Below are 21,817 nucleotides of genomic sequence, written 5' to 3'. Positions count from 1 at the left end.
TCCCCGACGATCCCGGCACCGCACAGGAGGCGTTCATGGCCGATGAGGCGACCCTCAAGAAGATGGCCCTGGAATACGCGCGGCGGATGAACGCCGGTGATGTCGAGGCCGTATTGGAGTTGTTCTCGGACGACATCGTCTTCGAAGACCCGGTCGGCGCGCCCCCGCTCATCGGCAAGGACGCCCTTCGCGGACATATCGCCTGGTCCATCGAATGCCAGGTGCATGAGACCCCGGGCCGTCCGGTCACCTCGATGGACGGCCGCAAGGTGGCGGTGCCGACCACGGTCACGGTGTACGCACCGGCGAAACTCACCTTCAGCATCATCGGTGTGATCGAACTCGGTGATGACGGTCTGGTCCATCACGCCCAGGCGTTCTGGGGCATCACGGATACGAAAGTGGGAGACGGCCCCGAACTCAGCGGTGTCGCGCATTTCATGGCGGTCACCCAGAACCTCGCCAAGATGGTCCAGGCCAAGGGCAGCCCCAGTCCGATGTAAAAGGCCGTAAGCGGTGAAGGGACGAAAGCAGAACCATGACCGAACCCAAGCACGGAATCGTTCTGGGCGGAGGCTGGGCGGGAATGCTGGCTGCCCATGTGCTGGCCCGCCATGTGGAGCGCGTCACCGTCGTGGAGCGCGATGTGCTGCCGGACGGCCCCCGGCACCGTAAGGGATCGCCGCAGGGACGCCATGTCCATGTGCTGTGGTCCAGCGGTGCGCGCATCGTGGACACGCTGCTGCCGGGCATGATCGACCAACTGCTCGCCGCGGGCGCCCGCCGGATCGGATTCCATCAGGACCTGGTGACCTTGACGTCCCACGGCTGGCAACACCGCTTTCCACCGCGGCAGTACGCCCTGATGTGCACCCGTCCGTTCCTGGACTGGAAGGTCCGCGACCGCGTTCTGGCCACCGGGCGGATCGCCTTGCGTCAGCGCGCCGAGATCCTCGATCTGGTCGGCGACGCCAAACGGGTCAGCGGGGTCCGGGTGCGCGACATGGACACCGGTGCGCGGGAGACGCTGGAGGCCGATCTGGTGATCGACGCCTCCGGGCGCGGTTCCCGGCTCCGGCACTGGCTGTCCGCGCTGGAGGTGCCGCCGCTCGATGAGGACATCGTCGACGCGGGCATCGCGTACGCCACCCGCGTGTACCAGGCGCCGCCGGGTGCCGCCACCGGATTCCCCGCCGTCAACGTGGCCGCCGACCACCGGCTGCGCGAGCCGGGACGCTTCGGAGTGGTGTATCCGCAGGAGGACGGCACCTGGATGGTGACCCTGTCGTGCACCCGGGGCGCCGGACTGCCCGCACACGACGACGACTTCCTGCCCTACGCCCGGACGCTGCGCCATCCGCTGGTCGCCGATCTCATCGCCCTGGCCAAGCCGCTGACCTCGGTGGCCGTCTCGCGTGTCGGCGCCAACCGGCGGCTGTATCCGGAGCGGCTTGAGATCTGGCCGGAGGGGCTGCTGGTGCTCGGGGACGCGCTGGCGGCGTTCAACCCGATCTACGGCCATGGGATGAGCTCCGCGGCTCGTGCGGCCGCCGCGCTGGACACGGAGCTCCAGCGGTCCGGGACCGATGTGGGAGCGACCCGCCGGGCCCAGCAGGCGATCAGCGCCACCGTGGACGATCCCTGGATCATGGCCGCGTCCAAGGATGTGGAGTACGTCAACTGCCGGATGAGCGCGACGGATCCGCGGCTGATCGGTGGGGCGGTGGCCCGGCAGCGCTTCTCCGATCTGATCTCCGAACGGTCGATCCGTTCCTCGGCGGTGTGCGATGTGGTGACCGATGTCATCAGTCTGACCGCTCCGCAGTCCGAGCTGGCGTCCAACGGCTTTCTGTCGCTGATGCACAAGGACCGGGTCCTTCCGGAGCTGACCGAGCCACCACTGACCGCCGAGGAGCTCGCGCTGGTGAAGCTGACTCCGCGCAGCACGGTGAGTGCGGGCGGCTCATGAGCAACGAGGAAAAGCTCGTCGACTATCTCAAGTGGACGACGGCCGAGCTGCATGAGACCCGGCAGCGGCTGCGGGAGGTCCAGGCGGAGCTGGCGGAGCCCATCGCCGTCGTCGGCATGGCCTGCCGCTTTCCCGGCGGTGTGCGCACCCCGGAGCAGTTGTGGGATCTGGTGGCCGATGAGCGGGACGCCGTCTCCAGCTTCCCCACCGACCGGGGCTGGGAGCTGGAGAACCTCTATCACCCCGATCCGGAGCACCACGGCACCTCATACGTCCGGGCCGGTGGCTTCATCTATGACGCGGCCGACTTCGACGCGGAGTTCTTCGACATCGGCGCCCGGGAGGCGGCGGCCATCGAACCGCAGCAGCGGATGCTGCTGGAGCTGGCTTGGGAGGCCACCGAAAGCGCGGGCATCGATCCGCACACCCTGCGGGGCAGCCGGACCGGCGTCTATACGGGGGTGATGTACCACGACTACGCCTCGCGTCTGGACGAGATCCCCGAGGGGCTGCTGGGCCATGTGGGCAACGGCAACGCGGGCAGTGTGTCCTCGGGCCGGGTGGCGTTCACCCTCGGTCTCCAGGGCGCGGCGGTCTCCTTGGACACCGCGTGTTCGTCGTCGCTGGTGGCGATGCATCTGGCGGCCGGATCGCTGCGGCGGGGCGAGTGCACGCTGGCGCTGGCCGGTGGCGCCGCCATCATGTACACCGCGAGCGTCTTCCAAGTGGCCTCCAGCCAGCGCCAGTTGTCCCCCGATGTCCGGTGCCGGTCGTTCGCGGACGCCGCCGACGGCATGGTGTACGGGGAGGGCGCCGGTCTGGTGCTGCTGGAGCGGCTGTCCGACGCGCGGCGCAACGGCCATCCGGTGCTGGCCGTGATCCGCGGCTCGGCGATCAACCAGGACGGTGCCAGTACGGGCATGGCCGCTCCGAACGGCCCCGCCCAGCAGCAGCTCATCCGCGACGCCCTGGCGGACGCCCGGCTGTCCACGGGGGACGTGGACGCGGTGGAGGCGCATGGCACGGGTACCGCGTTCGGCGACTCCATCGAGCTCCAGGCGCTGCTCGCCACGTACGGCCAGGACCGTCCGGACGACCGGCCGCTGCTGCTGGGATCCATCAAGTCGAACCTCGGTCATACGCAGGCCGCCGCCGGAATGGCCGGTGTGATCAAGATGGTGATGGCGATGCGCCGGGGCGTGCTGCCGCGTTCGCTCCATATCGACCGGCCGACCCGGCTGGTGCACTGGCGCAAGGGCGCGGTGCGGCTGCTGACCGAGCGGATGGACTGGCCGCGGATGGACCGGCCGTGGCGGGCCGGGGTGTCCTCGTTCAGCGCCAGCGGCACCAACGCCCATGTGATTCTCGAGCAGTTCACCGAACCGGTCGAGGCCGCTGCCGACAACAGCGGCGCGCGGGATGCGGGGGTGGTGCCATGGGTGCTGTCCGCGCGGAGCGCGGCGGCGCTGCGCGGACAGGCCGGTGCGCTGGCCGCGCATACGGCGGCGGCCGGTCCGGGGCTGTCCCCCGCCGATGTGGGATGGTCGCTGGTGACCACGCGGTCGGCCTTCGACCACCGGGCGGTCGTGGTCGGCCGGGGGCCGGACGAGCTGAGCGCGGGGCTGACGGCGCTGGCCGCCGGTGAGCCACATCCCTCGGTGGTGGGGCCCGAGATGGCCCGTACCGGCGCGGCGGCGGCCTCGGCGGGCGGGGCGGTGTTCGTCTTCGGTGGCCAGGGTGGCCACCTCCCGGGGGCGGGCGCCGAGTTGTACGACCGGTTCCCCGTCTTCGCCACCGCCTTCGACGAGGCCGGTGAGCTGCTGGGAATGCGGGGGGACCGCGACGCGTCCTCCCCGGCGGGGCTGTTCGCCCTCTACGTCGCCCTGACCCGGCTGCTGGCCTCGGTGGGGGTGCGCCCCGACGCGGTGATGGGCTGTGGGGTCGGTGAGATCGCCGCGGCGCACATCTCCGGTGCTCTCGACCTCGCCCACGCCTGCCGCCTGGTGGCCACCGGCACCGATCCGAGCACGGTGGAGTACGAGCGGCCGCCCCTGCCCTCGCTGGACGAGGCCGGTGTGGTGTGGGAGCTGGGGCCGGAGGCGATGCTGACCTCCGCCCCGGCGGCGCTGGTGCTGTCGCCCTTCCGGGGCAAGGGGCCCGAGGGGGCCGAGAGGTCCGAAGGCTCCGAGGTGCGCGAGCTGATGTGCGGCCTGGCCCGTATGCACACCATGGGCGCCACCGTGGACTGGGCCTCGCTGTTCGACGGCGATCCGGCGCCCCGCACCGTCGCCCTGCCCACCTATGCCTTTCAACGACAGCGCTTCTGGCTGGAGAACGAGGCTCCGGCGGATGCCGTGCCCCGGGTGGAGACCTGGGCGGACGCCGAGTTCTGGGATGCCGTGGCCCGTACGGACACGGCGGCCCTGACCCGGGCGCTCGAGGTCCCCGCCGACCGGCGGGAGGTGCTCGCGGAGATCCTGCCCGCCCTGGCCACCTGGCGGCGACAGCGGGAGTGGCGCTACCGCATCGCCTGGAAGCCCCTCGCCGACCCGCCGGCGCCCCGGCTGACCGGCACCTGGCTGGTCATCAGCAGCGACGACGCCAAGGTCGCCGCCGTGATCACCGCCCTGAGCGACCATGGCGCCGAGGCCGTCGTATTCGCCCCGGACACCACACCATCGGACGACGAGGCGCGTACCCGGCGGATGTCCGAGGCCGTCGCCGGTCGGCCGGTCACCGGGGTGCTCTCCCTGCTGGCGGTGGGGCCACCGGCCGACGACGGACGCGGCCCTGCCCTCGCCCCGACCCTCGATGTGTTCGAGACGCTGCGGCGGGCCGGGATCGAGGCCCCGGTGTGGCTGGCCACCCGTGGTGGCGTCGGCATCGACCTGGGCGATCCGATGTCCCGTCCGGAGCAGGCCCGGTTCTGGGGTCTGGGCGGGGCGCTGGCGATGGAGCGTCCGCGCTGGTGGGGCGGGCTGGTCGACCTGCCGGAGCGGTTCGACGACCGGGCGGGACGGCGGCTCGCGGCGGTCCTGGCCGGGGCGTACGGCGAAGCGGAGGTGGCCGTGCGCGGCGACGGCTGCTTCGCCCGCCGCCTGGTACGCGACATCCCCACCGCCCTCACCGGCCCCGCCCGACGGTTCCGGGGAACGGTCCTCATCACGGGCGCCACCACCCTGGCCGCGCACACCGCCCGTTGGGCGGCCGAGGACGGCGCCGAACATCTCCTGCTGGTCGACACCGCGCCACCGGCCGCCGATCTGGTGGCCGAGCTGACTGCCATGGGCGTACGGGTGTCCGTGGCCACGTTCGATGTGGCGGACCCGGAGGCGCTCGCCACGGCGGTCGCGGGCCTTCCCGCGGAGTTCCCGCTGACGGCCGTTCTGCATCTCACGGCGCCGCTGGCCGCCGAGGCGGGGCAGTTGGAGACGGCGCGGATCGAGCGCGAGTGGGCGGCCACGGTGGCGGGCGCGGTGAACCTCAGCGCCCTCGCCAGCAGCCATGAGCTGTCGGCCCTGGTCCTCGGATGCTCGATCGTGGGCGTCCTGCCCAGCCCGGGTCTGGGCAATCAGGCGCCGGCCCACGCCTATCTGAGCGCGCTCGCCCAGCAGTGCCGGGCCCGGGGTGTTCCGGCGACCTCGGTGTGCTGGGGCTCGATCGACGACCCCGATACGGCCGTCGGCGCCGCCAAGCAGCTCCGGACCAATGGGATGCCCGCACTGCCCCACCACGCGGCCGCCGCCCTGCTGCGGCAGGCGGTCATGGCGGACACGGCATCCGTGGTCATCGCGGACATCGACTGGAGCTGGATGACCGCACACGCCTCCGAGCTGGGACGGCATCGGCTCCTCGATGACCTTTCCGGCCCCTCGGCCACGCCGCATACGCACCGCGGTCGGTGATCACGCCGACCGGCCCCAACCAGGCGGGAGTACCGATGAACGCACACACCACCGTCAACAACCACACCCCCGGCGACGCCGGCCCTCAAGGAGACGGATCCGCGATGCAGACGGAGAAGAGCGAGACCGCACTGGACGGGGCGGCGCTGCACCAGGCGCTCGCCATCGCCACCGCCGAGGAGCGCGAGGACATCCTGCGGGAGACCGTACGGACGCAGCTCGCCGACATCCTGGCACCCGCAGTGGTCGACGACGACAGCAACTTCCTGGAGAACGGGCTCACTTCGCTGACCGCTCTCGAACTCACCCGCAATCTGATGACGCTCACCGACGTGGAGATCCCCCTCGTCGCCATTCTGGAGTACCCCACCCCCGCCCAGCTCGGCCACTACCTCGCCGAGGCGTACGCCGCGGTCAACTCCGGTGACGGCGCCACGGCCTAGCCCGGCCCCGCAGGGCACAACGCCGCGCGGGAGGGGGACGGTCCCCCTCCCGCGCGGCGTTTTCCTGTTGGCCGTACGGGCGGCTCCACCGGTGCGTCAGAACGCGCAGTCCACGTGCTTGATGGCCTCGACGAAGCTGGCCACCAGCCGCCGGGGCTCCCCCACCGTGCGGATCTCCGGCAGCCGGCTGAACAGCTCGCGGAAGAGCACCGTGACCTCCATCCGGGCGAGATGGGCGCCCAGGCAGAAGTGCGGGCCGACCGACCCGAAGGTCATATGCGGATTGGGGTCCCGGGTGATGTCGAACTGATAGGGGTCGCTGAAGACGTCCTCGTCCCGGTTGGCGGACCAGTAGAAGAGCAGCAGCTTGTCGCCCTCCTGGAAGCGGTGGCCGTTCACCTCGCAGTCCCGCTTGACGGTTCGGCGCATCCAGTTGATGGGGGTCGCGACCCGCAGAATCTCCTCGACCGCGCCCGGCACATAGGTCTCGAAGTCGGAGAGCAGCAGCTTCCGCTGCTCCGGATGCTCGGTGAGCAGCACCAGACCACGTGAGATCGCGTTGCGGGTGGTCTCCATTCCGGCGACCACGAGCAGGATGAAGAAGGAGGAGAGTTCCTCGGGGCTCAGCCGCTCACCGTCGATCTGCGCCTGCACCAGCCGGGTGACCAGATCCCCGGTGGGGTTACGGGTGCGGTCGGCGGCGAGCCGTGAGATGTAGTCGGCGAGTTCATGTGAGGTCTTCAGCAGGGCGGCGGTTGCCTGATCGGCCCGGGGAACATATTCGGGGTCGAAGGTGCCGACGATGACATTGGACCGGTCGTAAATGAACTCGTAGTCGTCGCCGGGAATCCCCATCATGCCGCTGAGCACCGCGATCGGCATGATCGCCGCGACGTTGCGGACGAAGTCGCCCGGGCCGTCCGCGATGAGATCGTCGACAATCTTCCGGGCCGCCTTTTGGGAAGCCACCTCGAACTCGGCGGCCATTCCCCGGCCGAAGGCGCGGGAGACCAGCCGGCGCAGCCGGGCGTGCTGGGGATTGTCCATATTGATCATCGACCCGAAGAAGCTGTTGAACTCCTCCGGCAGGTCGATGATGCTGATCGCGGTGGGCAGCGAGCCGAAGTCCTGCGGGCGGCGGCTGACCTCGGCGATATCGGCATGCCTGACCATCGCGTAATAGCCGGACCCGCGCCCGAACCCGGGCATGACCGGTTCGCGGAAGAGCACGGGCTCCGGCCGCCGGCGCAGCGCCGCGAAGGCGGCGTCACGGTCGCCGTAGGGCTGGGCCCAGAAGGACAAGTCGGTGAGGTCGATGTTGTCGACATGGGCGAGCCTCGATTCCGGGGGATACACAGCGCCTCACTTCAGCTCGGAGTCTACGGAGTCTACGGTCGGTAAGGAGTTGGGTCGGCATGACAGAATGAATCGCCCGGTGGCCCAGCATCTCGCGTCCCGCTTAAGCGCCGCTAATCCGCGCATACCTCATATCCCCAGCGGTCGAATCCGATTGGGCGGCCCGGCTAGAATTCCGGCATGGATCTTTCCGTGCCCGTAACCGACGATGTGAAATTGCATTTCCGGCACCGGCCGGGAACGGCGTCGCTGCCCTTTCTCCTGGTCCATGGCATGGCCTCCAGCGCCCGGCTGTGGGACGAGGTCGCCGACCATCTGGCCGCCGCGGGCCATGCGGTGTACGCGGTGGATCTGCGCGGCCACGGGGACTCCGACACACCGGAGACCGGCTACGACACCCCGACCGCGGTCGCCGATCTGGTGGCGGCGTCCGCCGCCCTCGGGCTGGACCGGGTGGTGGTGGCCGGTCACTCCTGGGGCGGCAATGTCTCGGTGCGGCTGACCGCCGAGCACCCCGACCTGGTGGCCGCGCTGGCGCTCGTGGACGGCGGCTGGCTGGAGCCGGCCAAGGCGTTCGCGTCCTGGGACGCGTTCGTCGGGGCGTTGCGGCCGGCGTCCCTGGAGGGCGCCACCGTGCAGAGCGTGAGTGACTACTTCCGCGCCATCCACCCGGACTGGTCCCCCGCGGCGATCGAAGCCGCGGTGGACACGATGCTGGTGAACCCGGACGGGTCGCTGTCCCGGCGCATGTCCACCGAGCAGCACATGTCGATCCTGCACAGCATCTGGAACGAGCCGCCGAGGCCGTGGTACGCGGCCATCACGGTGCCCACCCTGCTGATGCCCGCCATTCCCAAGGGCGCGGACGGGAAGTGGGCGGACCGCATCCGCTCCCGTATCAGGGAGACCACGGCCGATCTGCACCACGCGACGATGCGGGAGTACCTCGACTCCGAGCACGATCTGCACGCCCAGCGTCCCCGGCGGGTGGCCGACGATCTGCTCGACCTGGCCCGCGGCGTGCAGCCGGGCCACGGCGCTCGCTGACCGGCACGGCGCCCCCGAGCCGCTCACCGGGGAGCCGGTGCGCCGGCCCGGGCATCGACATCACCCAGTGGTCCATGACCGCCACTGGCTGCTTAGGCCCCCCGCAGAGTCTCGGCCCGTTTCTCGATCGCCGAGATCAGCGCCCCGACCATGGCCTCGAAGATCTGCTCGTCCGTCACCTCGGCGAGTTCGGCGCTCAGGCCGGTGATGTTGGGGAATGCCCGCGGGTCGACCAGCCGGTACTCGCGGGTCCAGGCGGACTCGTCGGCAGCGCGGACCTCCGGGGCGAACAGGAGATAGGCGGCCTGCTGACCGACATAGGCGAGGAGTGAGTCCGCGACCATGCGGTAGTGGACGGCCGCCTCGGCGCCCTCGAGTCCGGCCTCCATGACGGCGCCGAGGATGAGTTCCACGACCCGGAACTCATTGGGCCGCCGGGTGGTACGGCTCGCCATGGCCGAGCCCACCACCGGGTATTTGAGGGCGACCGCCAGCGAGCCGTCGGCGAGCGCCCGGATGCGCCCCTTCCAGTCGAGGCCCTCGGGGATGCTGTCGAGCACCTCGCCCAGCGTACGGTCCGCGACGGACAGCAGCAGCTCGTCCTTGTCGCGAAAGTGCCGGTAGATCGCGGTCGGGTCCGCGCCCAGCTCCTCGCCCAGGCGCCGGACGGTGAAGGCGTCCTCGCTTCCGCGGGCCGCGATGCGCAGGCTCGCGTCGATGATCGCGTCGGGCGTCAGATGACTGCCTGCGCGCTTGCTCCGGGCCGTGTTGGCGGGTGATTTCGGCATGGTGCGGCCAGTGTATCGATCCAAGAAACGATCAGCGCAATATCGTTGACAACAGCATTGCGCTGCCGTTCACTCCTCCACAACAAACAAGCCAGCGGGTCAGCCCGCCGAGCCGGAGGTTGCTTTGATGGCAGACCGCAGCCAACAGGCCGACACCGTTTTCGTGGGTGGCCGGGTCTTCACCGGAGCCGGAACACGGCCCACCCCGGTGGACGCCGCCGTCGCCGTAGGGGGAGGCCGGATCCTTGCCGTCGCCGACACGAGCACGGTGTGGTCGCTCGCCGGCACCGCCACGGAGGTCGTCGACCTGGAGGGCGGGCTGCTCATCCCCGGGTTCCAGGACGCCCATGTCCATCCCGTGGTGGCCGGAGCCTTGATGCTCGGCTGCGACCTGGGTGAGCAGAGCACCGCCGAGGGCTGTCTCGCGGTGGTGGCCCAGTACGCCAAGGACCATCCGGACGCGGTCTGGATCCGCGGCGGTGGCTGGTCCATGGACAGTTTCCCCGGGGGTACGCCGACGCGCGGCATGCTCGACGCGGTGGTGCCGGACCGGCCCGTCCTGCTCACCAACCGCGACGGCCACGGCGCCTGGGCCAACACCCACGCGCTCGACCTCGCCGGGGTCGACCGCCACACCCCCGACCCGGCGGACGGCCGGATCGAGCGGGAGCCGGACGGCGGCCCAGCCGGCACCCTGCACGAAGGCGCCGTGGAGCTGGTTGCCCGCCATATGCCGGTCGCGACACCGGACGAGGCATACGCCGGTCTGCTCGCCGCGCAGGAGTACCTCTTCTCGCTAGGAGTGACCGGCTGGCAGGACGCCATGATCGGCGCTTTCCCCGGCAACCCCGACAACTTCGATGTCTATCTGCGCGCGGCCCGTGAAGGCTCGCTGGTCGCCCGCGTCGTCGGTGCCCTGTGGTGGGACCGCGAACGCGGCCTGGAACAACTTCCCGAGCTGGAGGAGCGCCGCCGCACCGGACAGGTGGGCCGCTTCAACGCCACCAGCGTGAAGATCATGCAGGACGGCGTGGCGGAGAACTTCACCGCGGGAATGCTGGAGCCCTACCTCGACGGCTGCGGCTGCCCCACCGCCAATTCCGGGCTCAGTTTCGTCGAGCCCGCCCTGCTCACCGAGGCGGTGTGCGCGCTCGACCGCTCCGGCTTCCAAGTCCACTTCCACGCGCTCGGCGACCGCGCCGTCCGTGAGGCCCTCGACGCGCTGGCCACCGCCCGCACCACCAATGGAGTCAATGACAACCGGCACCACATGGCCCACCTCCAGGTCGTCCACCCCGACGACATCGGACGCTTTTCGAGCCTGGACGTGGCCGCGAACATCCAGGCGTTGTGGGCCGCGCACGAACCGCAGATGGACGAGCTCACGATCCCGTTCCTGGGCCCCGAACGGGCCGCCCTGCAGTACCCGTTCGGGGATCTGCGGCGCGCCGGGGCCCGCCTGGTCGCGGGCAGCGACTGGTCGGTGAGCAGCCCCAACCCGCTGTGGGGCATCCATGTCGCGGTCAACCGCACCGTCCCCCCGGGTGAGAGCGACGCGCCGGGCGCGCCGTTCTATCCCGAGCAGGCCCTGTCCCTGGCCGAGGCGTTCACCGCGTACACCGCGGGCAGCGCCTGGGTGAACCACCTCGACGACGTGACCGGCACGATCGAGGAGGGCAAGTACGCGGATCTCGTGGTACTCGACCGCGACCCGTTCGCGGGCCCCTCCCAGGAGATCGCAGGCGCCCGGGTGCGCCGGACCTATATCGACGGTCGGCTCGTCTTCGCCGCGACCGACTGACGTATCCCCCCTACTTCACCGAGCCCACCCCGGACGGAGACAGACGATGCCCATAGGGAGCGCAGGAGAGCGGCGACGGACACGACCATTGCGGCGCACCGTGGGGACCTTCCTCGCGGCGGCCGCGGTGCTCATCACCAGTGCGTGCAGCGGCACCGCGCATTCGGACAAAGGCGGCGGCACGAGGGCCGCGTATCAACTCACGGACCGGACTCCCGCCGCCGCAGGCGCCATTGGCTCCTTTAGCTGGTCGATCTTCGCCGAGCCCACCTCGATCGACTACGTCTACGCCTTCGACTATCCGCCCAATCAGATCCTCTCCAACGTCTGCGAGAGCCTGCTGCGCTGGAACCCGGATCTGACGACGTCGCCGAACCTGGCGTCCTCGTACAGCAATCCGACGCCCACCACCTGGGTCTACAAGATCCGTCCCCATGTGCGTTTCCATGACGGGACGGTGCTCACCGCGAAGGACGTCGTCGCCTCGCTGCGCCGTCACCTCGACCCCGCCGTGGGCAGCGCCTGGGTCAACTCGTTCCGCAATGTGAAGTCGATCAGCCAGTCCGGCGAGCTGGAAGTCACCGTCAGGCTGAAGAGGCCGGACTCGGCTTTCAACCAGTCGATGGCCGCCAGCCCCGGCACCGTCGAGTCCGCCGCCACGCTCGCCAAGGAGGGCAAGGACTACGGCAGCCCCAAGGGCGGTGTGAACTGCACCGGGCCGTTCTCGTTCGGGTCCTGGAACCCGGGCCAGTCGATCGTGCTCAAGAAGTTCGACGGCTACTGGAACCCCAAGCTCAAGGCCAAGGCGGGCCAGGTCAAGTTCGTGTTCCTGGGCGATGCGACGACCCGCGTCAGCGCCTTCCAGAGCGGTGAGGTGGACGGCGGCTGGATGGTCCCGACCGATTCCTACGACCAACTGCGCTCGTCCCAGGCCGGAAAGCTCTACTTCGGCCGCAACACGACCGTCGCCGATGAGGTGGTCGGCAACCTCAAGGGCCCGCTGGGCGACGCCCGGGTGCGCAGGGCCCTGCTGATGGCCATCGACCGCAAGGGCATCGTCAAGGCCGGCGCCGGCGGGGTCGGCGAGGTCGCCGACTCGCTGGTCACCGACAACGTGTGGAGCAACGCACCCGCCGCGGACCGCAAGGCCCTCCTCAAGGACCTGCCGCGCTACCCGTACGACCCGGCCAAGGCCAAGAAGCTCGCGAAGAAGGCCGGAGTGCAGGGCCAGCGGATCACCATCGCGACCAGCCCGCTCGACTCGCAGACGAAGATCATCACTCAGGCTGTCGCCCAGGCGGCCAAGGCCATCGGGCTCAACCCCAAGATCGACACACTCTCCCCGGAGAAGTACTCGACGCTCTTCACCGACCCTGCCGCCCGCTGGGGCATCGACCTCTTCCTCACCTTCTGGTACACCTCGATCACCGACCCGCTGGACATGTACACCTCCCTGGAGACCGGCGCGTCCACCAACTACGGGGACTGGTCCAACAAGGACTTCGACAAGGCCGTCGAGCAGGCCGTCGGCACCTACGAACCGGCCGCGCACGCGGAAGCCAACGCCAAGGCGCAGCGGATCGCCCAGCGGGAACTGCCCTGGCTGCCCCTGTACACGCAACCCGTGAGCGTCTTCCTCGGCAACCGGATCACCGGCGTCCAGCCGTCGATCGCCTACCTGTACTACCCATGGGCGGCCGAGATCGGAGCGAAGAAATGAGTCGCGCGGCGACGCGGGCGCTCGGGGCCCTGCGCAGACTGGCCGGAATGGCCGCGACCCTCCTGGTCACCTCGTTCCTGGTGTTCTCCTCGCTGTATCTGGCGCCGGGCGACCCGGCGAGCTTCCTGGTGCGCGGCCGCAGCGCGAGCCCGCAGGAACTCGCCGAGATCCGGCGGCAGTACGGGTTCGACCAGCCGTTCCTGGTCCGGTACGGACACTGGCTGGACAATGTGCTGCACGGCGACCTCGGCCGGTCCTACATCTTCCACCAGGACGTCAGCTCAATCCTCTGGTCGCGCCTGCCGGCCACACTGCTGCTGGTCGGGGTGTCGGCACTGCTGATCGCGGTAGTGGGCATCGGAGCGGGCATGGTCGGCGCGCTGCGCCGCGGCACGCGGACCGACTCCGTGCTGATGCTGCTGGTGACGGTGGGAGCCGCCGCCCCCGCCTTCGTCGTCGCGGTGCTGTTGAGGTCGCAGTTCGGAGTGGCGCTCGGCTGGTTCCCGACCATCGGCAACGGCACCGGCCTACTCGACCGACTGCATCATGTGGTGCTTCCGGCGGTGGCCCTGTCGGTGACGTTCATGGCGCTGGTGACGCGGGTGACCCGCTCGGCGATGATGGAGGAGCTGGGCCGTGAACACGTCGAGGTCTCGGTGAGCCGTGGCACACCACGGTGGACCGTGATCCGCTGCCATGTGCTGCGCAACGCGCTCGGACCGATCGTCACCGTCTCCGCGCTCCTGATCTCGGGAATGCTGGTGAGCACCTCGATCGTGGAGACCGCGTTCGGGATGTCGGGCGTGGGCTCGCTGCTCGTGCAGTCGGTCAACCAGATGGACTTCCAGGTGGTGCAGGCGATCGTGCTGCTCGTGGTGGCCGCGTTCGTCGTGGTCAACGCCCTGGTGGACGTGGCACATCCACTGATCGATCCGCGAGTGGCGGCAGCGGGGAGCGCACGATGAGCGTACAGAACCCAGGCGTGATGCGCGGTCCGGTCGCCCGGCTGCGGTCCTTGGGCGGCGGATGGCTGCGAAACCTGTGCCTGCCGCTTCTGGTCCTGTTCGTCCTGGTCTCGGTGTTCGCGCCGTGGCTCGCGCCGCAGGATCCGACATACGGCGAGCTCGGCTCGGGGCTCCTGGGCCCGAGCGCCGAACATTGGCTGGGCACGGACCAGGGTGGACACGACACCTTCTCGGCCCTCATCGAAGGGAGCCGTACGAGCCTGGTCGGCCCGCTGGCGGTGGTGCTGTTCTCCACCGTCACGGGCATCGCCGTCGGCCTGTTCACGGCCTGGCGGGGCGGCTGGGTCGACACCGTGATCGGGCGGCTGATCGACGTCCTGTTCGCCTTCCCCGCACTGCTCGTCGCGATCCTCGCGGTGGCGGTCTTCGGCAAGGGGATGACGGCACCGGTGATCGCCATGTCCCTGGCGTACATGCCGTACACCGCCCGGCTGGTGCGCGGCCTCGCCCTACAGGAGCAGGCCAGGCCCTATATCGCCGCCTACCGTGTGCAAGGGCACTCCGGGATGTTCGTCGCGGTCCGCCGACTGCTGCCGAACATCGGCCCGACCGTGCTCGCCCAGTCGACCGTCAACTTCGGCTACGCGCTGCTCGACCTCGCCGCCCTGTCCTTCCTGGGCCTCGGCGTTCAGCCGCCGACACCCGACTGGGGCGCGATGATCAACCAGAGTCAGACCGCGGTGCTGCAGGGGCAGCCGCTGTCATCGATCGTGCCCGCGGTCGCGGTCGTACTGGTCGTCGTCGCCTTCAACGTGGTCGGAGAGAACTTCGGCGACCGGCTCGCGGGGAGGGATTCCTGATGGCACTGCTCGAGTACGAGGCCCTGAGCGTCACCCTGCCCGGCATGGCCCGCCCGGTCCTCGACGGCGTCGATCTGACCGTGGCCGCCGGTGAGGTCGTCGCCCTGGTCGGTGAATCCGGCTCCGGGAAGTCGGTCACCGCCCGCGCCGCCCTCGGCCTGTTCCCCGCGGGAGCCGAAGTCGAAGGCAACGTCCGGGTCGATGGAACGGACCTGGTGAACGCCGACGCCACCGGCCTGCGGACTATCCGTACGGCCAAGGCGTCGATGATCTTCCAGGACCCCCGGGCGGGCATCAACCCGGTGCGCCGCATCGGAGACTTCCTCACCGAATCGCTGCGCGTCAGCCGCGGCTGGGCCAAGGACCGCGCGAACGCCCGGGCCGCCGAACTGCTCGCCGCGGTCGGCCTACCCCACCCCGCCCGGCACCTGAAGCAGTATCCGCACCAGCTCTCCGGCGGCATGCTCCAACGCGTCATGATCGCCGGAGCGCTCACCACCGAACCCCGGCTGCTGCTGTGCGACGAGCCGACCACCGCCCTCGACGTCAGCACCCAGGCCGAGATCATGGCCATCCTGGGACGGCTGCAACGCGAACGCGACCTGGGCCTGCTCCTCATCACCCATGACATCGAACTCGCGGCCGCCGTCTGCGACCGCGCCTACGTAATGTACGCAGGGCGGATCGTGGAGACGGCGCCCACCGCCGAACTCTTCGCGGCGCCTCGCCACCCCTACACCGCGGGCCTGCTCGGCTCGTCCCCTCCCCTGTCTGCGCCGAACGGCCCGCCCGCCCGGCTGACTCCGATCCCCGGGGCCCCGATGGGTCTGCTCGACTCCGCCCCCGGTTGCTCCTTCGCGGCCCGCTGCCGCTTCGCCCGGCCCGGCGTCTGCGACCAGTCGCCACCGCCCCTGGAGCGAAACGGCACGGCCCTGGTCGCCTGCCACCGCGCCGACGACCTCACCTCCGTACCCGACGCGCTCGCCGCGACGGCGACGGCTCCCAACTCACCGCATCTGGAGGACGGTTGACCAGCGAGACGGACACGCTGCTCCAAGTGAGCGGTCTACGCAAGACCTACCGGGCGGGAAGGGCGGAGGTCGTCGCGGTCGACGACCTGTCGTTCTCCCTACGGGCCGGCGGCGCGCTCGGCATCGTAGGAGAGTCGGGCTCCGGCAAGACGACCACGGCCCGGATGCTGATCGGCCTCGAACGCCCCGACGCGGGACGGATCCTGGTCCAGGGCAAGCCGCTGACCGCGACCGTACGTGGCAAGGCGGCCCGCCTCGCCCGAGCCAAGGCGGTCCAGATCGTCTTCCAGGACCCGTACCTCTCGCTGGACGCGCGCATCAGCATCGGCGCGACCATCGACGGAGTGCTGCGCCTGCACGGCCTGACGGACCGGGCGCACCGGGCCACCCGCACCAGGGAGCTGCTCGCCCAGGTCGGCCTCGGTGAGCGCGAGGCGGCCGCGCTCCCCCGCAAGCTCTCCGGCGGCCAACGCCAACGCGCCGCGATCGCAAGGGCGTTGGCCGTCGAGCCGATCGTGCTCGTGCTCGACGAGGCGGTGTCGGCCCTCGACGTATCCGTACAGGCACAAGTGCTCAACCTCCTGTGGGACATCCGCCGCGACACCGGCATCGGCCTGGTCTTCGTCAGCCACGACCTGGCCGTCGTGCGATACGTGTGCGACGAGGCGCTCGTTCTGTACCGGGGCCGCACGATGGAACACCGCCCCGTCGCGGACCTCCTCGCCGACCCCGGACACCCGTACACACAGCTCCTGCTGTCGTCCGTTCCCCGACCGGGCTGGGATCCCGACTCGATCAGCAGCCGACGCCGAGAGCTCGATCCGCTGACGGCCGCGGGGGCCGCGGGAGGCACGGACCCCGGCAGATAACGGCGCACCGGGGAGCCGGTCCTCGTCCACCAACCGCATGACCGGCGTGGCGGTCCAGACCCGGGGCCCGCGACCGCCGGTCAGACGCCGAGTTCGCGGTCGATGAGGGCGAACACCTCATCGGCGGTGGCGGCCGTCAGGTCCTCCTCGTCCGCCGGTCCGCCGGTCTCCCGCGCGGTGGCGGTGTACTTCCACACCAGGGCCTGCAACCGGTTCACCAGACCGGCACGCCGCGGGTCGCCGGTCGGCAGCCCGGCCAGCGCGGCCTCGAGTTCGTCGAGGTGTCCGGAGAGCGGATGTGCCGCACCGGCCTCTCCCGGGTCCACCTCGGCCAGCAGATGGCCCGCCAGCGCCCGGGGTGTCGGATAGTCGAAGACCACCGTCGTCGGCAGGCTCAGCCCCGTGGCGGCGCGCAGCCGGTTCCTGAGCTCGACGGCCGCGATGGAGTCGAACCCCAGCTCCTTGAACGGGCGGTCGGGCTCGACCGCCTCCGGCGCCGGATAGTGCAGTACGGCGGCCACATGGGCGCGTACCAGCGCCAGCAGCCGCTCGACCCGCTCGTCCTCGGCCAGGGGGCCCAGCTCTCGCCGCAGTGCCGACGCCTCATCGGTGCCGGTGTCCTCCGTGGATCCCCGCGCGGCCTCGATGGCCCGGCGGGCGGCCGGGATGTCGTCGAAGAGCCTGCTGGGGCGGGCGAGGGTGAACAGCGGCGCGAAGCGCTCCCATTCCACATCGGCGATGGTCACGCGCGGATCGTCGTGGTCGAGCACCTGGCGCAGTGCGGTCAGCGCCGGCCGTGGATCCAGCGGGGACAGGCCCTGCCGCCGGGAGCGCTCGGTGTGCGGGGCCATCGGCCCGTCCGATGTGTCACCGCCGTAGGGCAGATCCCACAGCCCCCACGCGATCGAGACGGTGGGGCGGCCGTCGGCCCGGTCGCGCTGCGCCAGCGCGTCGAGGCAGGCGGTGGCGGCCGCGTAGGAGCCGTGGTCCTTGCTGCCCCAGGAGGCGGCGACGGTGGAGAAGTAGACCACGGTGTCCTCGGGGCCCATACCGCGGAGTTCGTCCAACCGGCGCCCGGCGTCGTCCAGATGGGCGCGGATCTCCTCGGCCAGTCGCCGCGGGGTGAGCTCCATCAGCGGGGCCAGCTCACCGGAGGCCGAGGTGTGGATGATCGTCCCGATCCGTCCGCCCGCCTCCGCCATCCGCTCGACGAGGTGTGCGGTGCCGTTCTGGTCGGCGGGTGAGTGGTCCGCCACGGTGAGTCCGGTGCCGAGCGCGTCCAGTTCGGCCGTCAGACCCACGGCGCCGGGGGCGTCGCCACCTCCGGGGGCCAGCATCACGATGTGTTCCGCGCCGTCGGCGGCCAGCCTGCGGGCGACATGAGCTGCGGGTCCGTCGGCGGTTCCGGTGATGAGCACGGTGCCCCGGGGTTTCCAGGTGCGCCGCGGGGCACGGCCGCCGATCGGGTCGGGGACCAGCCGCCGGCCGTACGCACCGGTCGGGCGCAGCGCCGCCTCGTCCTCGCCGCAGGCCCCGGTGAGCAGGGCGCGCAGCCGCTCGGCGTCCAGGGTGTCCGGGCTCGCGGGCAGGTCCACCAACCCGCCCCACCGGTCGGGGTGTTCCAGGGCGGCCACTCTGCCGAGCCCCCATAGCTGGGCCTGGTGGGGGGCGTCCAGGGGGTCGGAGTCGTCGATGGCGACCGCGCCGCGGGTGGCACACCACAGGGGCGCGGTGACGGCGGCGTCCACCAGCGCCTGGAGCAGGGTGAGCGTGCCGGTCAGGCCGGGGGCCACGCCGGGCAGCGGCCGCGCGCGGTCGTCCAGGGCCAGCAGCGACAGTACGCCCGCCGGTGGCGGCTCCTCGGCGCACCGGGAGCGCAGCAGTTCGGCGAGCCCCTCCCGGCCGGTGTCCTCGGCCAGCCCCAGCCTGCGCACCTGGCCGCCGTCCGCGCTCAGCGCCCGTACGCAGGCGTCCGTCCAGCCTTCGGCGGCGCCCTTCGGGTGGACCACGAGCCAGGAGCCCGCGGCGGCGGGGGCGGCGGCGGTGACGGGCCGCCATTCGACGTGGTAGCGCCAGGAGTCCACGGCGGAGCGCTCACGACGGCCGCGACGCCATGTGGAGAGCGCGGGGAGCACGGTGCCCAGCGAGGTCCGGTGGCCGGTGCCGTCCGGGAGGCTCAGCGTCTCGGAGAGCGCGCTCAGGTCCTCTCCCTCCACCGCGGCCCAGAACCGGGACTCCTCCTCGTCCGCCGGGGACTCGGTGGCGAAGGACACCGAGTCGGCCAGCCAGTACCGCTCCCGCTGGAAGGCGTAGGTGGGCAGTTGGACGGTGTGCGGGGCGGCGGGGCCGGTGGGGTGGAGGGTGGTCCAGTCGACCGTGACGCCCGCGGTGAAGGCCAGCGCGAGGGACTCGACCAGCCGCGCCCGGCCGCCGTGGTCGCGCCGGAGCGTGGGTACGGTGACCGCGTCGGCCCCGGCTTCCTCGAAGTTCTCCTGCATTCCCACGGTCAGTACGGGATGGGTGCTGCTCTCGATGAACACGCGGTGGCCATCGGCCAGCAGCGCCTGGACGGTGTCGGCGAACCGCACCGGCGCACGGAGGTTGGTCACCCAGTACGCGGTGTCCAGCCCGGTGGTGTCGATCCGTTGGGCGGTGACCGTGGAGTAGAACGCCACCTTGGACGCGACCGGCCGGACGCCCGCCAGGGCTTCCGCCAGCTCGTCGGCGATCTCGTCCACCTGGGGGCTGTGCGAGGCGTAGTCCACCTCGATCGGCCGCGCCCGGTCGCCCGCCTCCCGACACGCCGCCACGGCGTGCGCCACCTGCTCGGGCGGCCCGGAAACCACCGTGGAGGAGGGGCCGTTGACGGCCGCCACGCCGACGGCCGCCGCCTGGCCGCCCAGATCGGCCAGCAGCTTCCCGGCCCGCTCCCGGCTCACTCCCAGGGAGGCCATCGCCCCGCCCCCGGCGAGGCGCCGCAACGCCTTGCTGCGCAGCGCCACCACCTTGGCGCCGTCCTCCAGGGAGAGGGCGCCGGCCACCACGGCCGCCGCGATCTCGCCCTGGCTGTGCCCGATCACCGCCCCGGGACGTACGCCGTGTCCTGCCCACACCGCGGCGAGCGACACCATCACGGCCCACAGGACGGGCTGCACCACATCGACACGGCCCAGGTCGGCCGCCCCTGCGGCGCCGCGCAGCACATCGGTGAGGGACCAGTCGACGTACGGCGCCAGGGCCCGTTCGCACTCCGCCACCCGCGCCGCGAACGCGGTTGATACGTCGAGCAGTTCGGCGCCCATGCCCGGCCACTGCGAGCCCTGGCCGGGGAACACCAGCACCGGGCCCAAGTCCCCGGCCACGGCGGCGCCACCGGGGTGGACCAGGCCCGGGTGTGTCCCGCCGGTGGCCAGCGCCTCCACGGCCGCCATCAGTTCTTCGCGGGTCTCGCCCACGGCCACGGCCCGGTGGTCGAACACCGATCGGGTGGTGACCAGCGACCAGCTCACATCGGCGATGGGCAGCCCCGGATCGGGGGCGATCCGCCGGGCGAGGGCCGCCGCCTGTCCCCGCAGGGCCTGGGCGCCACGGGCGGACAGCACCCATGGCACCACCGCCTCGGGCGCCGGGGCGGCGGGCTCCGCCTGGTCAGGGGGACTGGGCTCGGGGGCCTGTTCCAGGATCAGATGGGCGTTGGTGCCGCTGATCCCGAAGGAGGACACCCCGGCCCTGCGGGGCCGCTCGCCCCTCGGCCACGCCACCGGTTCGGTCAGCAGCCGTACCCCGCCGCCTTCCCACTCCACATGGGGGGTCGGCTCATCGATGTGCAGGGTGACCGGCAGTGTCTCGTGCCGGAGCGCCATCACCATCTTGATGACACCGGCGACACCCGCGGCCGCCTGGGCATGGCCGATGTTCGACTTGAGCGACCCCAGCCACAGGGGCCGTTCACCGGGCCGGTCCTGTCCGTAGGTGGCCAGCAGCGCGTGTGCCTCGATGGGGTCGCCGAGGGAGGTCCCCGTGCCGTGCGCCTCGACCGCGTCGACCTGGTCGGCGGCGAGGCGCGCACTGGCCAGCGCCTGACGGATCACCCGTTCCTGCGATACGTCGTTGGGCGCGGTCAGACCGTTGCTGGCACCGTCCTGGTTGATGGCCGAGCCCCGGATCAGGGCAAGCACCCGATGCCCGTTGCGCCGTGCGTCGGACAGCCGCTCCAGCAGCACCAGACCGACGCCCTCGGAGAAGCCCGTGCCGTCCGCGGCCGACGCGAAGGACTTGCAGCGGCCGTCCGGGGCCAGCCCGCGCTGGCGGGAGAACTCGGCGAAGGCGGTCGGAGTGGTGAGCGCGGTGACCCCGCCCGCGAGCGCCAGATCGCATTCGCCCTGCCGCAGCGCCTGGCTCGCCAGATGCATCGCCACCAGCGACGACGAACACGCCGTGTCGACGGTCACCGCCGGACCCTCCAGGCCGAAGGTGTACGCCACCCGGCCGGAGACCACACTGGTGAGGCTGCCGGTGGTGGCGTAGCCCTCGAAGCCCTCGGGGACCCGGGGCATCCGGGACATGTAGTCCTGGCTGGACACGCCCGCGTACACACCGGTCCGGCTGCCCTTCACCGTCGCCGGGTCGACCCCGGCGCGTTCGAGCAGCTCCCAGGCCACCTCCAGCAGCAGCCGCTGCTGCGGATCCATCGCCAGGGCCTCGCGCGGGCTGATCCCGAAGAACTCCGCGTCGAAGCGGTCGGCGCCGTCCAGGAATCCGCCGTGCCGGACGTAGCTGGTGCCGGGGTGGTCGGGGTCGGGGTGGTAGAGGCCGTCCAGATCCCAGCCGCGGTCGGTGGGGAACGGGGTGATGCCGTCGCCACCGGAGGCCACCAGCTCCCACAGCTCTTCGGGGCAGCCGACACCACCCGGATAGCGGCAGGCCATGCTCACGATGGCCACCGGCTCCTGGGATCGCTCCTCCATCTCGCGCAGCCGCTGACGAGCCTGCCCGAGATCCACCGTGACCCGCTTCAGATACTGGCGGAGTTTCTCTTCCGTACCCGACATCAGTCCTCACTC

Annotated in this window: 13 protein-coding genes and 1 pseudogene; 11 read left to right on the top strand and 3 right to left on the bottom strand. The window is 71.1% G+C overall.

The features are described from left to right. The first annotated feature begins 35 nt into the window (after positions 1-35). From ACK1X7_RS43610 to ACK1X7_RS43595, 4 genes are read left to right on the top strand one after another with little or no spacing between them, the layout of a single operon-like run. Entirely contained in the window at positions 36-503 is a 468-nt protein-coding gene (locus ACK1X7_RS43610; RefSeq protein ID WP_390795887.1) for a nuclear transport factor 2 family protein, read from the top strand. A 35-nt stretch (positions 504-538) separates the two neighbouring features. Beyond that, positions 539-1,969, top strand: coding sequence for an NAD(P)/FAD-dependent oxidoreductase (locus ACK1X7_RS43605; RefSeq protein ID WP_398162355.1), 1,431 nt, complete (start codon positions 539-541; stop codon positions 1,967-1,969). Further along, positions 1,966-5,874 (top strand): type I polyketide synthase, encoded by a 3,909-nt coding sequence (locus ACK1X7_RS43600; protein ID WP_413116579.1) that lies wholly within the window; start codon positions 1,966-1,968, stop codon positions 5,872-5,874. The genes ACK1X7_RS43605 and ACK1X7_RS43600 overlap by 4 nt, the downstream gene beginning before the upstream one ends. A gap of 35 nt (positions 5,875-5,909) precedes the next feature. Beyond that, entirely contained in the window at positions 5,910-6,317 is a 408-nt protein-coding gene (locus ACK1X7_RS43595; protein WP_078638925.1) for an acyl carrier protein, read from the top strand. Between the two features lie 96 nt (positions 6,318-6,413). Here the strand turns inward: ACK1X7_RS43595 and ACK1X7_RS43590 are convergent, their stop codons facing one another. After that, on the bottom strand, positions 6,414-7,673 hold the full coding sequence (locus ACK1X7_RS43590; protein WP_413116578.1) for a cytochrome P450: 1,260 nt from the start codon (positions 7,671-7,673) through the stop codon (positions 6,414-6,416). A gap of 180 nt (positions 7,674-7,853) precedes the next feature. Between ACK1X7_RS43590 and ACK1X7_RS43585 the strand changes: the two genes are divergently transcribed. Continuing rightward, positions 7,854-8,720 (top strand): alpha/beta fold hydrolase, encoded by an 867-nt coding sequence (locus tag ACK1X7_RS43585; RefSeq protein ID WP_413116577.1) that lies wholly within the window; start codon positions 7,854-7,856, stop codon positions 8,718-8,720. 92 nt (positions 8,721-8,812) lie between these two features. Here ACK1X7_RS43585 and ACK1X7_RS43580 read toward each other — a convergent pair whose 3' ends face one another. Then, the gene (locus tag ACK1X7_RS43580) at positions 8,813-9,508 is read right to left on the bottom strand and encodes a TetR/AcrR family transcriptional regulator (RefSeq protein ID WP_385147867.1); all 696 of its coding nucleotides are present in this window, start codon (positions 9,506-9,508) and stop codon (positions 8,813-8,815) included. Positions 9,509-9,635: 127 nt separating this feature from the next. Here ACK1X7_RS43580 and ACK1X7_RS43575 point away from each other — a divergent pair, with 127 nt between their 5' ends. The 6 genes from ACK1X7_RS43575 (at position 9,636) to ACK1X7_RS43550 (ending at position 16,754) form a co-directional block, all read left to right on the top strand. Next, positions 9,636-11,309 carry an amidohydrolase gene (locus tag ACK1X7_RS43575; protein ID WP_390795883.1) on the top strand — a complete coding sequence of 558 codons (1,674 nt, stop codon included), beginning with the start codon at positions 9,636-9,638 and terminating at the stop codon, positions 11,307-11,309. 88 nt (positions 11,310-11,397) lie between these two features. After that, entirely contained in the window at positions 11,398-13,029 is a 1,632-nt protein-coding gene (locus tag ACK1X7_RS43570; protein WP_398162363.1) for an ABC transporter substrate-binding protein, read from the top strand. Continuing rightward, positions 13,026-13,994: an ABC transporter permease gene (locus ACK1X7_RS43565; RefSeq protein ID WP_390795881.1), complete on the top strand. Its 969-nt coding sequence runs from the start codon at positions 13,026-13,028 to the stop codon at positions 13,992-13,994. The genes ACK1X7_RS43570 and ACK1X7_RS43565 overlap by 4 nt, the downstream gene beginning before the upstream one ends. Continuing rightward, positions 13,991-14,854, top strand: coding sequence for an ABC transporter permease (locus ACK1X7_RS43560; RefSeq protein ID WP_390795880.1), 864 nt, complete (start codon positions 13,991-13,993; stop codon positions 14,852-14,854). Before ACK1X7_RS43565 ends, ACK1X7_RS43560 begins: the two co-directional genes overlap by 4 nt. Beyond that, complete coding sequence (locus ACK1X7_RS43555; RefSeq protein ID WP_413116576.1) at positions 14,854-15,885, top strand: ABC transporter ATP-binding protein; 1,032 nt, start codon at positions 14,854-14,856, stop codon at positions 15,883-15,885. Before ACK1X7_RS43560 ends, ACK1X7_RS43555 begins: the two co-directional genes overlap by 1 nt. Then, positions 15,882-16,754: an ATP-binding cassette domain-containing protein gene (locus ACK1X7_RS43550; protein WP_385147849.1), complete on the top strand. Its 873-nt coding sequence runs from the start codon at positions 15,882-15,884 to the stop codon at positions 16,752-16,754. The genes ACK1X7_RS43555 and ACK1X7_RS43550 overlap by 4 nt, the downstream gene beginning before the upstream one ends. Positions 16,755-16,834: 80 nt before the next feature. On the opposite strand, the pseudogene ACK1X7_RS43545 reads toward ACK1X7_RS43550, so the two are convergent. Then, a pseudogene (locus ACK1X7_RS43545) lies at positions 16,835-21,805 on the bottom strand (type I polyketide synthase); the annotation flags it as partial. Positions 21,806-21,817: the final 12 nt, after the last annotated feature.

The organism is Streptomyces sp. CY-1 (genome assembly GCF_047218265.1).
GTDB classification, from domain to species: domain Bacteria; phylum Actinomycetota; class Actinomycetes; order Streptomycetales; family Streptomycetaceae; genus Streptomyces; species Streptomyces niphimycinicus.
Note: the sequence above shows the minus strand (reverse complement) of the source record. Positions and strands in the feature narration are given on the sequence as shown.

What these genes read in the sequence shown, in the direction of transcription:
- ACK1X7_RS43585 (WP_413116577.1), top strand. Translation starts at nt 7,854, where the DNA reads ATGGATCTTTCCGTGCCCGTAACCGACGATGTGAAATTGCATTTCCGG.
- ACK1X7_RS43580 (WP_385147867.1), bottom strand. Translation starts at nt 9,508, where the DNA reads ATGCCGAAATCACCCGCCAACACGGCCCGGAGCAAGCGCGCAGGCAGT.
- ACK1X7_RS43605 (WP_398162355.1), top strand. Translation starts at nt 539, where the DNA reads ATGACCGAACCCAAGCACGGAATCGTTCTGGGCGGAGGCTGGGCGGGA.
- ACK1X7_RS43600 (WP_413116579.1), top strand. Translation starts at nt 1,966, where the DNA reads ATGAGCAACGAGGAAAAGCTCGTCGACTATCTCAAGTGGACGACGGCC.
- ACK1X7_RS43560 (WP_390795880.1), top strand. Translation starts at nt 13,991, where the DNA reads ATGAGCGTACAGAACCCAGGCGTGATGCGCGGTCCGGTCGCCCGGCTG.
- ACK1X7_RS43575 (WP_390795883.1), top strand. Translation starts at nt 9,636, where the DNA reads ATGGCAGACCGCAGCCAACAGGCCGACACCGTTTTCGTGGGTGGCCGG.
- ACK1X7_RS43610 (WP_390795887.1), top strand. Translation starts at nt 36, where the DNA reads ATGGCCGATGAGGCGACCCTCAAGAAGATGGCCCTGGAATACGCGCGG.
- ACK1X7_RS43555 (WP_413116576.1), top strand. Translation starts at nt 14,854, where the DNA reads ATGGCACTGCTCGAGTACGAGGCCCTGAGCGTCACCCTGCCCGGCATG.
- ACK1X7_RS43565 (WP_390795881.1), top strand. Translation starts at nt 13,026, where the DNA reads ATGAGTCGCGCGGCGACGCGGGCGCTCGGGGCCCTGCGCAGACTGGCC.
- ACK1X7_RS43595 (WP_078638925.1), top strand. Translation starts at nt 5,910, where the DNA reads ATGAACGCACACACCACCGTCAACAACCACACCCCCGGCGACGCCGGC.